Below are 15,917 nucleotides of genomic sequence, written 5' to 3'. Positions count from 1 at the left end.
GTCGGCGCCCTGCACGCCCTGGCCGCCCGCCGCCGGGCCGCCGGCCTCCCGGCCCGGCTCGTCGGCACGACCGGCCCCGCCGGCCGGGGGCCGTCGCCCGCCACCGCCGGGGCGACCGGTAGCCACCCGGGGGAGGAGACCGGCGCCGCGCGGGCGGCCGTACGCGCCGACCTCGCCGCGTTCGACGTGGCGCACGACGGCGACGACCTGGTCCTGCTCGCCCGCCCGGCGGGCCACGCCGACACCGCGCACCCCGCCTGGCGCGGGCCCGTCGCGGCGCCCACCGACGCCGCCGCCGACCGGGACGCCGCCGAGTTGCGCCGCCGGCTGGCCGGGCTGGGTACCGCCGAGGGGGACCGGCTCCTGCTCGACCTCGTCCGCGCCGCCACCGCCGAGGTGGCCGGCCTGTCCGGCCCGGCAGCGGTCCGCCCCGGCCGGGCCTTCAAGGAACTCGGCTTCACCTCGGTCAGCGCGGTCGCCCTGCGCGACCGGCTGGCCCGCGCCACCGGGGTACGGCTCTCGGCCACGGCCGCGTTCGACCGACCCAGCCCGGACGCCCTCGCCCGACACCTCGCCGCCCGGTTGCGCGGCGCCACCGGGCAGGCCGCTGCCGTGGCGGACCGGCCGCCGACGGCGTCCACCGTGGACGACCCGGTGGTCGTCGTCGCCATGGCCTGCCGGCTGCCCGGCGGTGTCGGCTCCCCCGAGGAACTGTGGGAGCTGGTCGACCAGGGCCGGGAAGGGCTCACGGAGTTCCCCACCGACCGGGGTTGGGACCTGGCGCACCTGTTCTCCGACGACCCGGACCGCCCGGGCACCTCGTACGTCCGGGTGGGCGGCTTCCTGACCGGCGCCGCTGACTTCGACGCCTCCCTGTTCGCGATCAGCCCCCGCGAGGCGCTCGCCATGGACCCGCAGCAGCGGCTGCTGCTGGAGACGTCCTGGGAGCTGTTCGAGCGGGCCGGCATCGACCCCACCTCGCTGCGCGGTAGCGCCACCGGCGTCTTCACCGGCGTCATGCACCACGACTACGCCGCGAACCTGCGCCAGGCGCCGCCCGGCACCGAGGGCTACCTCGGCGTCGGCACCGCCGGCAGTGTCGTCTCCGGCCGCGTCGCCTACGCGCTGGGGCTGGAAGGGCCGGCGGTCACCGTCGACACGGCGTGCTCGTCGTCCCTGGTGGCGCTGCACCTGGCCGCCCAGGCGCTGCGTGCCGGCGACTGCTCGCTCGCCGTGGCCGGCGGCGTGGCGGTGATGGGCACCCCGCAGGCGTTCGTGGAGTTCAGCCGGCAGCGCGGGCTCGCCCCGGACGGCCGGTGCAAGGCGTTCGCCGAGGGCGCCGACGGCACCGGCTGGTCCGAGGGCGTCGCCGTGCTGCTGCTGGAACGGCTCTCCGACGCCCGCCGGCACGGGCACCCCGTCCTCGCCGTGCTGCGGGGCTCCGCCGTCAACTCCGACGGTGCGTCCAACGGGCTCACCGCACCCAACGGGCCCGCCCAGGAGCGGGTCATCCGGCGGGCGCTGGACGCGGCCGGACTCTCCGCCGCCGACGTGGACGTCGTCGAGGCGCACGGCACCGGCACCCGGCTGGGCGACCCGATCGAGGCGCAGGCGCTGCTCGCCGCGTACGGGGCGGGACGCGGCGACGCCGATCCGCTGCGGCTGGGCTCGTTGAAGTCCAACCTCGGTCACACCCAGGCCGCCGCCGGGGCCGCCGGGGTGATCAAAATGGTGCTCGCGATGCGGCACGGAACGCTGCCCCGCACCCTGCACGTGGACGCCCCTACGTCGGAGGTGGACTGGTCCGCCGGCGCGGTTGAGGTGCTCACCGAGGCCCGGCCCTGGCCCGACGTACGCCGGCCCCGTCGGGCCGGGGTCTCGTCGTTCGGCATCAGCGGCACCAACGCCCACGTCATCGTCGAGGCGCCCGCCGACCCGCCGTCCGGGACGCAGGACGCGGGCGGGCAGCCGTCGTCCGGGTCCGCCTCCGGCACCCGGCGACCGCCCGTGCCGTGGCTGCTCGCCGCGGCCTCCGGCGAGGCGCTGCGCGACCAGGCGGCCCGCCTGCTGGCCTGGCTCGACGGGCCCGGGGCGGACGCCGACCCGGCCGACGTCGGGCACGCGCTCGCCACCACCCGCGCCGCCCTCGAACACCGGGCCGTGGTGCTGACCGAGGACCCGGCGACCGCCCGCACGGGCCTGACCGCGCTGACCCGGGGCGAGCCGGACCCCGACCTGCCGACGGTGCTGACCGGCCGGGTCGTCGACGGCCAGCTGGGCCTGCTCTTCGGCGGGCAGGGCGGCCAGCGCGCCGGCATGGGCCGCGAGCTGCACGCGGCGTACCCGGTCTTCGCCGCCGCCTTCGACGCCGCCTGCGCCGAACTCGACCGCTGCCTCGCCGGCCACGCCCCGCACCCTGTCGCGGACGTCGTCCTCGCCGCCGAGGGCACCGGAGCGGCCGAGCTGCTCGACCAGACCCTCTACACCCAGCCCGGGCTCTTCGCCTTCGAGGTGGCGCTGTACCGCCTCCTGGAGTCCTGGGGGGTGCGCCCCGACGCGGTGCTCGGCCACTCCGTCGGTGAGCTGGCCGCCGCGCACGTGGCCGGGGTGTTCCCCCTCGCGGACGCGGCGGCGCTCGTCGCCGCCCGCGCCCGGCTGATGCAGCAGCTGCCCGCCGGTGGCGCGATGGTCGCCATCGAGGCCGACGAGGCCGAGGTCGCCGCGTACCTGACCGAGCGGGTGGGCCTCGCCGCCGTCAACGGCCCCACCAGCGTGGTCGTCTCCGGCGACACCGACGCGGTGCTGGCCGTCGCGGCCGCCCTGCGCGCCGCCGGGCGTCGTACGAGCCGGCTGCGGGTGTCGCACGCGTTCCACTCCCCGCGCATGGAACCGATGCTCGACGAGTTCCGCGCGGTGGCGGCCGGCCTCACGTACCGCACCCCGCACCTGCCGGTGGTCTCCAACCTGACCGGCCACCCCGTCGACCCGGCCCGGCTCTGCTCGCCCGACTACTGGGTGGCGCACGTGCGGGACACCGTCCGCTTCCACGACGGCGTACGGGCCCTGCACGGGTTGGGCGTGACCACCTTCCTGGAGATCGGTCCGGCGGGCGTCCTCACCGCGATGGCCCAGGACTGCCTCGTCGCCGAGGGCGACGAGCTGGCCTTCGTCCCCGCCGTACGGGGTGCCGCCGACGAGCCGAAGGCGCTGCTCGCCGCCGTGGCGCGGCTGCACGTCCGGGGCGTCGCCGTGGACCGCGCAGCCCTCGCCGGCCCGGGGCCGCACCGCCGGGTCGACCTGCCCACGTACGCCTTCCAGCGCCGGCACTACTGGCTGCCCGCTCCCGCCGGGGCCACCGGCGGCGTCGGCGCCGGGCTGACCGACGCCGGGCATCCGCTGCTCGGCGGCGTGCTGCCGGTCGCCGGCACCGGGCAGGTCCTCTGCACCGGCCAGGTTTCCGCGGCCACCCAGCCGTGGCTGGCCGCCCCCGGTGACGGCACCGCCGCGCTGCTTCCCGCCACCGCCCTGCTGGACATGCTCACCCACCTCGGCGAACAGCTCGGCACCCCGACGGTGGAGCGGCTGCGGATCCCCGAGCCGGTGTCGCTGCCCGCCGAGCTGGCACTCGAGGTGCAGGTCGACGTCTGCGCGCCGGACGAACACCAGCGCCGGGTGGCGCACTGCCACGTCCGGGCCGGCGACGGGCAGCCCTGGCGGCAGGTCGCGGAGGCCGTGCTCGGCCCGGTCGACCCGGAGAGCGGACGGGGCACCCTCGCCCCGGCCTGGCCGCCCTCCGGGGCCCGGCCGGTGGACCTGAGCACCCCGCAGCGCCGGGCCATCGCCGGGGAACTGGCCCGGGCCGCGTGGATCGCCGCCGACCGGCTCTTCGTCGACGTACGCCTGCCCGAGGACGCCCGCGATCCGGACGCCGAGCGGTACGGCGTGCATCCGCTGGTGCTGGAGGCGGCCCTGCGCCTGCTCCCGCTCGCCGACTTCGCACCCGGGTCCGACACCGACGCCCGGCCCACCACCCGGCTGCTGCCCGCCGAGTGGACGGGGGTGCGCCGCCACGCCACCGGCGCGCACGCGCTGCGCGTCTGCCTGGCCCCCGCCGGGGCGGACGCGGTGACGCTGAGCGCCGTCGACGACGCGGGCGTGCCCGTGCTCGACGTGGACCGGGTGGTACTGCGCAGCGTGGCCCTGCCGCCCGTCGACGCACCGGAGCCCCCGGCCGCGTCCGCCGGGCTGTACGCCGTCGACTGGCTGCCCGCGGGGTTCCCGGCGACGCCGGCGCCCTCCTGGACGCTCGCCGACGGCACTCCGCCGGACGGGCCGCTGCCGCCACTGCTGGTGCTGCGGGTGGGCGACGGCGAGCCGGACCGGCCGGTGCCCGACCGGGCGTACGCCGTCGGCCTCGCCGTGCTCGGCGTGCTCCAGAACTGGCTGGCCGACCCCCGCGCGGAGACCACCCGCCTGGCCCTCGCCGTCCGCGACGGCGACCCGGTGCACGCCCCGGTGGCCGGGCTTGTCCGGGTCGCCCAGGCCGAGCAACCCGACCGCTTCCTCCTGCTCAGCCTCGACGCCACCGACGACGCCACCGTCCGTGCGGCGCTGGCCGTCGCCACGGACGAACCCGAGGTCGCCGTCCGCGACGGCCGCGCGCTGCTGCCACGGCTCCGCGGTGTCGAAGAGCCCCCGACCGGTACGCCGCTCGCGGCGCTGGCCGGCGGCACCGTGCTGGTCACCGGCGGCACCGGCGGGATCGGCCGGCACGTCGCCACCCACCTCGCCACCGCCTACGGCGTCGCCGAGCTGGTCCTGGTCAGCCGCGCCGGCCGGGCCGGCGACTGGACGACCGCGCTGACCGACGCGGGCGTCACCGTCCGGGTGGTCGCGGCCGACGTCGCCGACCGGGCGGCGCTCGCCGAGGTCGTCGCCCCGCTGGCCGACCGGCTGGTCGCCGTGGTGCACGCCGCCGGGGCCACCGACGACGCCCTGCTCACCGACCTCGACCCGGCCCGCTGGGAGCGGGCCCTGCGGTCCAAGGTTCACGGCGCGTGGCACCTGCACGAGCTCACCGCCGGCCTCGACCTGGCCGCGTTCGTGCTCTTCTCCTCGGCCGCCGCCACCTTCGGCAGCCCCGGCCAGGGCAACTACGCGGCCGGCAACGCGTTCCTCGACGCGCTCGCCGCGCACCGCCGCGCCCAGGGCCTCCCGGCGACCGCCCTGGCCTGGGGGCTGTGGGCCGCCCAGGACGGGATGGGCGGCCGGCTCACCCCGGCGGACCTGGCCCGGCTCGCCCGGGGCGGCACCCGGCCGCTCGACACGGCCACCGGGCTGGCGCTGTTCGACGCCGCCCTGCGCGTCGACCGGCCGACACTCGTGCCGATCGGGCTCGACCTGGCCGCCGTACGCACCTCCGGCGAGGTGCCCGCCCTGCTGTGGGCGCTGCTGCCCCCGCCGCCCCGCCGGGCCGTCAACTCCGACTCCGCGCCCACCTCCGCCAAGGGCTTCGCCGACCGGCTGGCCGAACTCGCCGAGCCCGACCGCGCCGACCTGCTGCTGGACCTCGTACGTACCCGGTGCGCCACCGTCCTCGGCCACACCGGCCTCGACCAGGTCGAGCCGCGCCGCCCGTTCAAGGATCTGGGCTTCGACTCGCTGATGGCGGTGGAACTGAGCAACCGGCTCACCGCCGTCACCGGCGTCCGGCTCGCCCCGCACGCCGTGTTCAACCACCCCACCCCGGAGCTGCTCGCCGCGCACCTGCACGCCCGGCTGCTCGGCACCGCCGCCACCGAGGTCACCGACGCCACCACCGTCGCCCTGGACGAACCGGTCGCCATCGTCGCGATGGCCTGCCGGTTTCCCGGCGGCATCGGCTCCCCGGAGGAGTTGTGGCAGCTGCTGGACTCGGGTGCCGACGTCATCGGCGACCTGCCCGGCGACCGGGGCTGGCCGCTGGCCGAGCTCTACGACCCGGTGCCCGGCACCCCCGGCCGGACGTACGTGCGGGCCGGCGGGTTCCTCACCGGGATCGCCGACTTCGACGCCGCGTTCTTCGGCATCAGCCCCCGCGAGGCGCTCGCGATGGACCCCCAGCACCGGCTGCTGCTGGAGACCTCCTGGGAGGCGTTGGAACGCGGCGGCATCGACCCGGTCACCCTGCGGGGCAGTCGCACCGGCGTCTTCGCGGGCACCCACGGGCAGGACTACGCCGACCGGGTCGCCCCCGGCGTCGTGTCGGACGACGGCGAGGTCACCGCCGACGAGGGGCACCTGCTCACCGGCACGGCCGGCAGCGTCCTCTCCGGCCGGGTCGCGTACGCGCTCGGGCTGGAGGGACCGGCCGTCACCGTGGACACCGCCTGCTCGGCGTCCCTGGTGGCGCTGCACCTGGCCGTCCAGGCGCTCCGGCAGGGCGACTGCGACCTGGCCCTGGCCGGTGGTGTGTCGGTGATGTCCACCCCGGCCGGGCTGACCGGTTTCAGCCGGCAGCGCGGTCTCGCCGCCGACGGGCGGTGCAAGGCGTTCGCCGAGGACGCCGACGGCTTCGGCATGTCCGAGGGCGTCGGGATGCTGGTGGTCGAACGCCTCTCCGACGCCCGCCGTCGCGGCCACCCCGTGCTCGCCGTGGTCCGTGGCTCGGCGGTCAACCAGGACGGCGCGTCCAACGGGCTCACCGCCCCGAACGGACCGTCACAGGAACGGGTCATCCGGGCCGCGTTGGGCGCCGCCGGGCTGACCGCCGCCGAGGTGGACGTCGTGGAGGCGCACGGCACCGGCACGTCGCTCGGCGACCCCATCGAGGCGGAGGCGATCCTCGCCACCTACGGGCAGCGCCCGGCCGACGCCCCGCCGGTGCTGCTCGGATCGGTCAAGTCCAACCTCGGGCACACCCAGGCCGCGGCCGGCGTGGCCGGGGTGCTGAAGATGGTCCTCGCCATGGGGCACGGCCGGCTGCCCCGCACCCTGCACGCCGAGCGCCGCAGCTCGCGGATCGACTGGGACTCGGGAGCGGTGGAGCTGCTGACCGAGGCCCGCCCGTGGCGCCCGGCGGGCCGGCCGGCGCGCGCCGGCGTCTCGTCGTTCGGCATCAGCGGCACCAACGCCCACGTGATCGTCGAGGCGGTCGCCGGGTCCACGCCGGAGGCCGCCGCCGAAGCCACGCCCGAGGCGCGCACGCTGCCGTGGCTGCTCTCCGCGCGCACCCCGGAGGCGCTCGTCGGTCAGGCCCGCCGGCTGCGGGAGCACCTCGCCGCACGGCCCGACCAGCGGCCTCTCGACGTGGCCTGGTCGCTGGCCACCAACCGGAGCACCTTCGACTCCCGGGCGGTGCTGGTCGGCGCGACGCCGGAGCGCGTCGCCGCCGCCCTCGACGCGCTCGCCGAGGGCCGGCCCGACCCGGCGGTGACGCGGGGCGAGGCCCGGCCCGCCGGCCGGTGCGTCTTCGTCTTCCCCGGGCAGGGCTCCCAGTGGCTCGGCATGGGACTGGACCTGCTCGACCAGGCCCCGGTCTTCGCCGAACGCATGGCGGCGTGCGACGCGGCCCTGCGGCCGTACCTGGACTGGTCGCTGCTGGACGTGCTGCGCCAGGTGCCCGGCGCACCCGGCCTGGACGAGGTCGACGTGGTGCAGCCCGCCCTTTTCGCGATGATGGTGTCGCTGGCCGAGCTGTGGCGCTCCCACGGCGTGCAGCCGGCCGCCGTGGTGGGCCACTCGCAGGGGGAGATCGCCGCCGCCTGCGTCGCCGGGGTGCTCTCCCTGCCCGACGCCGCACGGGTGGTGGCGCTGCGCAGCCGGGCGCTGCGGGCCCTGGCCGGGCACGGCGCGATGGCCTCCGTCGCGCTCCCCGCCGACACCGTCCGCGACCGGATCGCCCGCTTCGGCGACCGGATCTCCGTCGCCGCCGTGAACGGCCCCGCCGCCGTCGTGGTCTCCGGCGAACCGGAGGCGGTGGCGGAACTCCTCGCCGAACTGGCCGGCGAGCAGGCGCGGGTCCGGCGCATCGCCGTCGACTACGCCTCCCACTCCGCCCAGGTGGAACGTATCCGCGACGAGCTGGCCGAGGTGCTGGCGGGCATCGCCCCCGGCCCGGCGGCCGTGCCGCTGTTCTCCACCACCGACCTGCGCTGGCTCGACGGCGAGGAGATGGGGCCCGACTACTGGTACCGCAACCTGCGGCAGCCGGTCGAGCTGGAACGGGCGATCCGCTCGCTGGCCGCCCAGGGCCACGACACGTACGTCGAGTGCAGCCCGCACCCGGTGCTCACGGTCGGCATCGAGGAGACCCTCGCCGGCCACGACGGCGAGACCGTGGTGGTCGGCTCGGTGCAACGCGACCAGGGCGACCGGGAACGCTTCCTGCTCTCCCTGGCCCAGCTGCACGTGTGCGGGGTGCCGGTGGACTGGCGGCCCGCGCTGGCCGGCGGCCGGCGGGTCGACCTGCCCACGTACGCGTTCGCCCACCGCCGCTACTGGCCCCGGCCCGTCTCCGGCCCCGGGGACGTCGGCGCCGCCGGTCTGGACGCGACGGCGCACCCGCTGCTCGGGGCGTCGGTCGCGCTGGCCGAGGCGAGGGGCCACCTGTTCACCGGGCGGCTGTCGACCGACGCGCAGCCGTGGCTGGCCGACCACCGCGTCACCGACAGCGTGCTGGTGCCCGGCACCGGCCTGGTGGAACTCTGCCTCCGCGTCGGCGACGAGATCGGCCACCCGGTCCTCGACGAGCTGGTCATCGAGGCCCCGCTGACCCTGCCCGCCGACGGGGCGACCCAGGTGCAAATCTCGGTCGGCGCGGGCGGCGACGACGGACGCCGCCCGGTGACCGTGCACTCCCGGCCCGCCGACGCACCGGCCGGGACGCCCTGGACCCGGCACGCCAGCGCCACCCTCTCCGCCGGCCAGCCGGTCGCGTCGCCGCAGCTCACCACGTGGCCGCCGCGCGACGCCCGGCCCGTCGACCTGACCGGCTTCTACGCCGCCCTGGCAGCCGACGGCTACGCGTACGGGCCGGCGTTCCAGGGGCTGCGCGCGGTGTGGACCAGCGGCGACGAGGTGTACGCCGAGGTGGAGCTGCCTGCTGCCCAGCGGGTCGACGCCGACCGCTACGGCCTGCACCCGGCCCTGTTCGACGCGGCCCTGCACGCCGCGCACTTCGGCGGTCTCGGCGAGGCCGGGGCCGGCCGGCTGCTGCTGCCGTTCGCCTGGAACGGCGTCAGCCTGCACGCCACCGGTGCGACCGCCCTGCGGGTGCGGATCACCCAGGTCGGGTCGTACGCCGTCGCGCTGACCGCCGCCGACCCGACCGGCGCGCCGGTCGCCGAGGTGACCGCCCTGACGATGCGGCCGATCTCCGCCGCGGAGCTGGCCGTCACCGACGACCGCGCCACCCGCGACGCCCTGTTCCGCGTCGACTGGACGCCGCTGCCGCCGGTCGACGCGGCCACCCCGGTCGACGCCGTGGCCGTCGCCCCCGGTCTGGACGGATTCCCGCTGCACCCGGGGCTGGACGGGCTGGCCGACGCCGTCGACGCGGGACTGGCCCTGCCCGGGGCCGTGATCGTGCCGCTCGACGCGGGGGTCGGGCAGCCGACCCCCCGCGCGGCGCGCCACGCCGCCGTGCGGGCCCTCGAACTGGTCGGGCGCTGGCTCACCGAGCCACGCTGGGCGGCGTCGCGGCTGCTGCTGGTGACCCGGGGCGCGGTGGCCGTGCACCACGCCGGCGAGGTGACCGACCCGGCCGCCGCGGCGGCGTGGGGGCTGGTCCGCTCCGCCCAGTCGGAGAACCCGGACCAGGTCGTCGTCGTCGACGTCGACCGCGACGGGATCAGCCCCGGACAGGTCGCCGCGCTGCTGACGGCGGCCGAGCCGCAGGCCGCGATCCGGGGCGGCACGGCGTACGTGCCGCGGCTGGCGCGGGCCGGATCGGCGGGCGAGCTGACCGCACCGCCCGCCGCCGCGTGGCGGCTGGACGCGCCGGTGCGGGGCAGCCTGGAGAACCTCACGTTGAGCCCGACCGACGCCGCCGACGTCGCTCTCGGCGCCCGCGAGGTCCGGGTACGCGTCCGCGCCGCCGGTCTGAACTTCCGCGACGTGCTCAACGCGCTCGGCCTCTACCCGGGCGACGCGGGGCCGCTGGGCGGCGAGGGCGCCGGCGAGGTCGTCGAGGTGGGCGCCGAGGTGACCGACCTGCGGCCCGGCGACCGCGTGTTCGGGGTCTTCGTGGGCTGCTTCGGGCCGGTCGCGGTCACCGACCGCCGGTTGCTGGCCCCGATGCCGTGCGCCTGGTCGTACGTCGAGGCCGCCTCCGTGCCGGTGGTCTTCCTGACCGCGTACCACGGCCTGGTCAACCTGGCCGGACTCACCCGTGGCGAGTCGGTGCTGGTGCACGCGGCGGCCGGTGGCGTCGGCATGGCCGCGGTGCAGCTCGCCCGGCACCTCGGCGCCGAGGTGTACGCCACCGCCAGCCCCGCCAAGTGGGACGCCCTGCGGTCGATGGGTCTCGACGAGGAGCATCTGGCCTCGTCCCGGACCCTCGACTTCGAGACCCGGTTCGCCGACGCCACCGGCGGTCGGGGCGTCGACGTGGTGCTGGACTCGCTGGCCCGCGAGTTCGTCGACGCCTCGCTGCGGCTGCTGCCGCGCGGCGGCCGGTTCATCGAGATGGGCAAGACCGACATCCGCGACGCCGCCCGCGTCGCCGCCGACCATCCGGGGGTGGCCTACACCGCCTTCGACCTGACCCTGGAGGACCCCGACGAGGTGCAGCGCATGCTCGTCGTGCTGCTGGGGCTCTTCGAACGGGGAACGCTCACCCCGCTGCCCACCCAGGTGTGGGACGTCCGCCAGGCGCCGGAGGCGTTCCGGCACGTCAGCCAGGCCCGGCACGTCGGCAAGGTGGTGCTCAGCATGCCCCGGGCGTGGGACCCCGACGGCACGGTGCTGCTGACCGGCGGGACCGGCACCCTGGGCGGGCTGGTCGCCCGGCGGCTGGTCGAGACGCACGGCGTACGTCGGCTGCTGCTGGTCAGCCGCCGCGGCGAGCGGGCTCCCGGCGCGGCTGAGGTGGTCGACGAACTGCGCCGCCTGGGGGCCGAGGCCACGGTGGTGGCGGCCGACGTGGGCGACCGGGAGGCCCTGGCCGGGGTGCTGGACGCGGTGCCGGCGCGGCACCCGTTGACCGCGGTCGTGCACCTCGCCGGGGTGCTCGACGACGGGGTGGTCACCGCCCTGACCCCGCAGCGCGTCGACACGGTCTTCGCGCCGAAGCTCGACGCCGCGTGGCACCTGCACGAACTCACCCGCCACCTCGACCTGGCCGGGTTCGTGCTGTTCTCCTCCGGCGCCGGTGTCTTCGGCGTGCCAGGTCAGGCGAACTACGCGGCGGCCAACGCGTTCCTCGACGCGCTCGCCCTGGCGCGTCGCGCCGAGGGCCTGCCGGGTCAGTCGTTCGCCTGGGGGCTGTGGGAGCAGGCCAGCGAGATGACCGCAAAGCTGGACCGCTCCGACCCCCGGATCACCGCCCGGGACGGGCAGCTCGCGATCCCGTCCGACCTGGGGATGACCCTGTTCGACGCGGGCCTGCGGCTGGCCGAGCCGGTGCTGGTGCCGACCAGGATCGACGTCGCCGCGCTCGGCGAGCGGGTCGAGCGGCCCCCGGCCCTGCTGCGCGGGCTCATGCGGCGGGAACGGCCCACCGCGCGGTCGGCCACCCCGACCGGCGGCGGGCGCACCCTCGCAGACGAACTGGCGGCACTGGCGGGGCCCGAGCGCCACAACCTGGTGGTCGACCTGGTGCGCGAGCAGGCGGCGAGCGTGCTCGGGCACGGCAGCCGCGCGGCGGTCGCGCCCGGCCGGGCCTTCAGCCAGATCGGCTTCGACTCGCTGACCGCCGTCGAACTGCGCAACCGGCTGACCACGGCGACCGGCCTGCGCCTGCCGGCCACGCTGATCTTCGACTACCCGGACCCGAACGAGCTGGCCACCTTCCTGGTGTCCCAACTGGCGCCGGACACCGACCCGGCGGTTCCGCCGGTCCTCGCTGACCTGGAGAACCTGGAACGCTCGCTGACCGAGGCCAGCGTCGAAGCTGAGCTGCACGACCAGATCGGATCCCGGTTGGAGGTGCTCATCGCCAAGTGGCGGACGATGCGCGCGGGATCGGGCGGCGATCCCGACCTCGACCTCGAACTGGCCAGCGACGACGACCTCTTCGACCTCATCGACTCCGAACTCGGTCTCTGATGGCCGTCCGGCCGACCCGCGCGGCCCGCGCCGTCCCTGTAGACACCGTGTCCGACCGACCCTGCGAGGAACCGATACCGATGCTGATGACCGACGTCCTGATCGTGGGCTACGGCCCCGTCGGTGAGATGCTCACGATCCTGCTGGCGCAGCGAGGGCTCACCGTCACGGCGGTCGAGCGCTGGGCCACCCCGTACAACTTCCCGCGTGCGGTGTCGTACGACGGGGAGGCGAGCCGCATCCTGGCCGCCGCCGGCGTCGCCGGCCGGCTCGGCCCCGTGGTGGAGTCGTCGGGCGAGTACACCTTCAAGAACGGCTTCGGCCGGACACTGCTGCACGTGAAGGTGACCGGTGACGGCCCGATGGGCTGGCCCGACTCGGTCTCCTTCTACCAGCCCGGCCTGGAGGCGCTGCTCGCGGAGCGGGGAGCGGAACTGCCGGGCGTCACGGTGCTGCGCCCGTACCAGGTGACCGGCCTGGTCGAGCACGACGACCGGGTCGAGGTGACCATCGCCGGGCCGGACGGCGAAGAGGTCCGCGCGGCCCGCTGGGTGGTCGGCTGCGACGGGGCCAACAGCTTCGTCCGGAAGCACCTGGGCAGCGGCGTCGCCGACCTCGACTTCACGTACGACTGGCTGGTCTGCGACGTGGTGCCGCACGAGGCCCGCGGGTTCAAGCCGAACAACCTCCAGGTCTGCGACCCGGCACGCCCCCGCACGGCCGTGTCGGCCGGCCCGGGACACCGGCGGTGGGAGTTCATGCGGGTGCCGGGGGAGAGCCGGGAGGAGTTCGAGAGCGTCGAGAGCGCCTGGCGGCTGCTCGGCCTCTTCGACATCACGCCCGACAACGCGACCCTGGAGCGGTACGGCGTCTACACCACCCAGGCGTGCTCGGCCGAGCGCTGGCGCTCCGGGCGGATCCTGATCGCCGGTGACGCGGCGCACGTGATGCCGCCGTTCATGGGGCAGGGGATGAGCTCGGGCTTCCGCGACGCCCTCAACCTGGCCTGGAAGTTGGACCTGGTGCACCGCGGTCTGGCCGGCGAGGCCCTGCTGGACACCTACCAGGAGGAGCGCCGCGCGCACGTGCAGCACGCCATCCGGATGTCCATGGACTCGGGCACCGTGATCTGCGAGACCGAGCGTGCCGCCGCGGCCGGCCGGGACGCGGCGATGCTCGCCGAACTGCGCCGGCGTACCGCCCGACCGCGCACGCGTTCCCTGCTGGAACCCCTGGCCGGCGGGGTCCTGCACGGCCGCGCCGCCGGCGCCGGCGTGCCGATGCCGCAGGGGCGCGTCGAGGTCGACGGTCGCGCCGGGCTCTTCGACGAGGTCGTCGGCACCGGCTTCGTCCTGATCTGCGCCGAGGACCCCTACGGCCTGCTCGACGCGGATGCCCGGGCCTTCCTGGACTCGCTCGACGCCCGGGTCGTCCGGATCGTCCCCGCCGGCGCTCCCGCCCCCGCGCCCGGTGCCGCACCGACCGCCTTCGACCTCGACGACGTGTACCTGCCCCACCTCAAGCGGTACGACGCCGTGGCGGTGCTCGTCCGGCCCGACTTCTACGTCTTCGGCACCGCCGCCGACCCGGCCGGTGTGCCCGCGCTCGTCGAGGACCTGCGCCAGCAGGTCCGGCGCGGCTGATCGGCATTCACCCACCGGAAGGAACCCCATGTTCGAGAACCTGAAGATCGCCGGCCGGGCGATCCGCACGGTCTTCACCGCCGACCCCATCACCCGGGTCCGGCGCTTCTACGAGATCCAGTCGCCCGACGTCGAGTTCGCGGCCCGCCGCACCCACTACATGAACGTCGGCTACTGGGCCGACGGTGTCACCGACCTCGACACGGCCGCCGAGGCACTGGCCGACAAGCTGGCCGACGCCGCCGGGCTCAAGCCGGACGACACCGTCCTCGACGTCGGATTCGGCTACGCCGACCAGGACTTCAAGTGGCTGCGCGAACGCCGGGTCGCCAAGGTGTACGGGCTGAACATCACCCCCCACCACGTCGAGGCGGCGCAGCGCCGGGCCCGCGAGGAGGGTCTCGCGGACCGGACCGACTTCCGGCTGGGCAGCGCCACCGAACTGCCCTTCGAGGACAACACCTTCGACCGGGTCGTCGCCCTGGAATCCGCCTTCCACTTCTACCCGCGCAGCGCGTTCTTCGCCGAGGCGCTGCGGGTGCTCCGCCCGGGTGGCGTGCTGGCCACGGCCGACATCATCCCGGTCAGCGCCAACGTCGTGCGGGCGGCCATCCAGTCCGGCCCGCTGAGCTTCGTCAAGTTCAGCATCCCGAAGGAGAACTGGCACGACCGGGACACGTACCGGCAGGAGCTCGTCGAGGCCGGCTTCGCCAACCCGGAGGTGCATTCGATCAAGGACCGCACCTGGGAGGGCTGGCGGGCGTACATGGCCGAACGGACCAACGACCCGGCGTTCCGCGCCGCCGTCAAGCCCGCCGTGCGCAAGAGCATGGCCGCGCACTGGAAGAACCAGGACCTGATGAAGCGCGAGCTGGCGCAGCTCGACTACGTGATCGCGGTCGGCCACAAGCGGTGACGCCGCGCACCGACGAGGGGCCCGCCGACCGGTCGTGACACCGGTGGACGGGCCCCTCGGCCGGTCGGATCAGATCGCCGCCGCGTTCAGGGCCGTCGAGATGGCCCGCAGGACCGCCGGCTGGTGCTCGGCCAGGAAGAAGTGCCCGCCCGGATAGACCTTGAGGTCGAACGCTCCGGTCGTGTGGGTGGACCAGGCCCGGGCCTCCTCGACCGTCGTCTTCGGGTCGTCGTCGCCGGTGAAGGCGGTGATGGGGCAGCTCAGCGGCGGGCCCGGCCGGTAGGCGTACGTCTCCGCGGCCCGGTAGTCGCTGCGGATCGCCGGCAACGCCGCCCGCAGCATCTCCGGGTCCCCGAGGACGGCGGAGTTGGTGCCGCTCAGCTTCCGCACGTCGGCCAGCAGGCCCTCGTCGTCGAGCAGGTGCACCGTCTCGTGCCGCGGCTGCGACGGCGCACGACGTCCGGACGCGAACAGGTGCGCGACCGTACCGCCGTCCTGCTCGATGAGTCGGGCGAGCTCGAAGCCGAGGCTGGCCCCCATGCTGTGGCCGAAGATGGCCAGCGGCTCGTCCATCCAGGGCCGCAGCACGGTGAAGACCTCCCGCGCGAGCTGGTGGATGTCACCGATGCACTTCTCGTGCCGCCGGTCCTGCCGGCCCGGATACTGGATCGACAGCACCTCGACGCCGGGGGAGAGGCTGCGGGAGACGGGAAAGTAGAAGCTGGCCGACCCGCCGGCGTGGGGCAGGCACACCAACCGCCGGGCGCCGCCCGGAGCCGGGTGGAAGCGTCGCACCCACAGTCCGTTGTCGGTATCTGGCGTGGTCATCCTTGGCGGTCCTTCCGGCGGCTGCGGTTCCCGACCGGATCGACACGGACCCGGTCGAGGCGACGCTAGTGCGACGGGTCGGGACCGGACACCCCTAGCTGGTCGATTGCCTGGTTAGGGGTTGTCCGTGCGCGCACACACCCAATAGCTTCTCCCCGCAGATGGGGATCCTCGTGGCTCTCGGCCGAACGAGCCGAACGACAGATACAGGTGACGCCTGAGACTTCTGCGCATTCGTACCGTCGCTTACGTCGAGTCTCCGCCGTGCATCGCGATGGGCTGGG

4 protein-coding genes are annotated in these 15,917 nt (G+C 75.9%); 3 read left to right on the top strand and 1 reads right to left on the bottom strand.

The window, feature by feature from the left end:
* Positions 1-186 precede the first annotated feature (186 nt).
* From V6V16_RS24805 to V6V16_RS24795, 3 genes are all read left to right on the top strand, one after another.
* Positions 187-12,246, top strand: coding sequence for an SDR family NAD(P)-dependent oxidoreductase (locus V6V16_RS24805; RefSeq protein WP_334565764.1), 12,060 nt, complete (start codon positions 187-189; stop codon positions 12,244-12,246).
* An 80-nt stretch (positions 12,247-12,326) separates the two neighbouring features.
* Positions 12,327-13,889 (top strand): bifunctional 3-(3-hydroxy-phenyl)propionate/3-hydroxycinnamic acid hydroxylase MhpA, encoded by a 1,563-nt coding sequence (mhpA, locus tag V6V16_RS24800; protein ID WP_334565763.1) that lies wholly within the window; start codon positions 12,327-12,329, stop codon positions 13,887-13,889.
* A 28-nt stretch (positions 13,890-13,917) separates the two neighbouring features.
* Complete coding sequence (locus V6V16_RS24795) at positions 13,918-14,805, top strand: SAM-dependent methyltransferase (RefSeq protein ID WP_334565760.1); 888 nt, start codon at positions 13,918-13,920, stop codon at positions 14,803-14,805.
* Positions 14,806-14,874: 69 nt separating this feature from the next.
* On the opposite strand, the gene V6V16_RS24790 is transcribed toward V6V16_RS24795, so the two are convergent.
* Positions 14,875-15,633: a thioesterase II family protein gene (locus V6V16_RS24790; RefSeq protein ID WP_334565758.1), complete on the bottom strand. Its 759-nt coding sequence runs from the start codon at positions 15,631-15,633 to the stop codon at positions 14,875-14,877.
* Between the last annotated feature and the right edge of the window lie 284 nt (positions 15,634-15,917).

Origin of the sequence: Micromonospora sp. CPCC 205561 (assembly GCF_036906775.1) — a bacterium.
Classification (GTDB): Bacteria; Actinomycetota; Actinomycetes; order Mycobacteriales; family Micromonosporaceae; genus Micromonospora.
The sequence above is the reverse complement of the archived record's forward strand: the minus strand, read 5'-3'. Positions and strand labels throughout refer to the sequence as shown.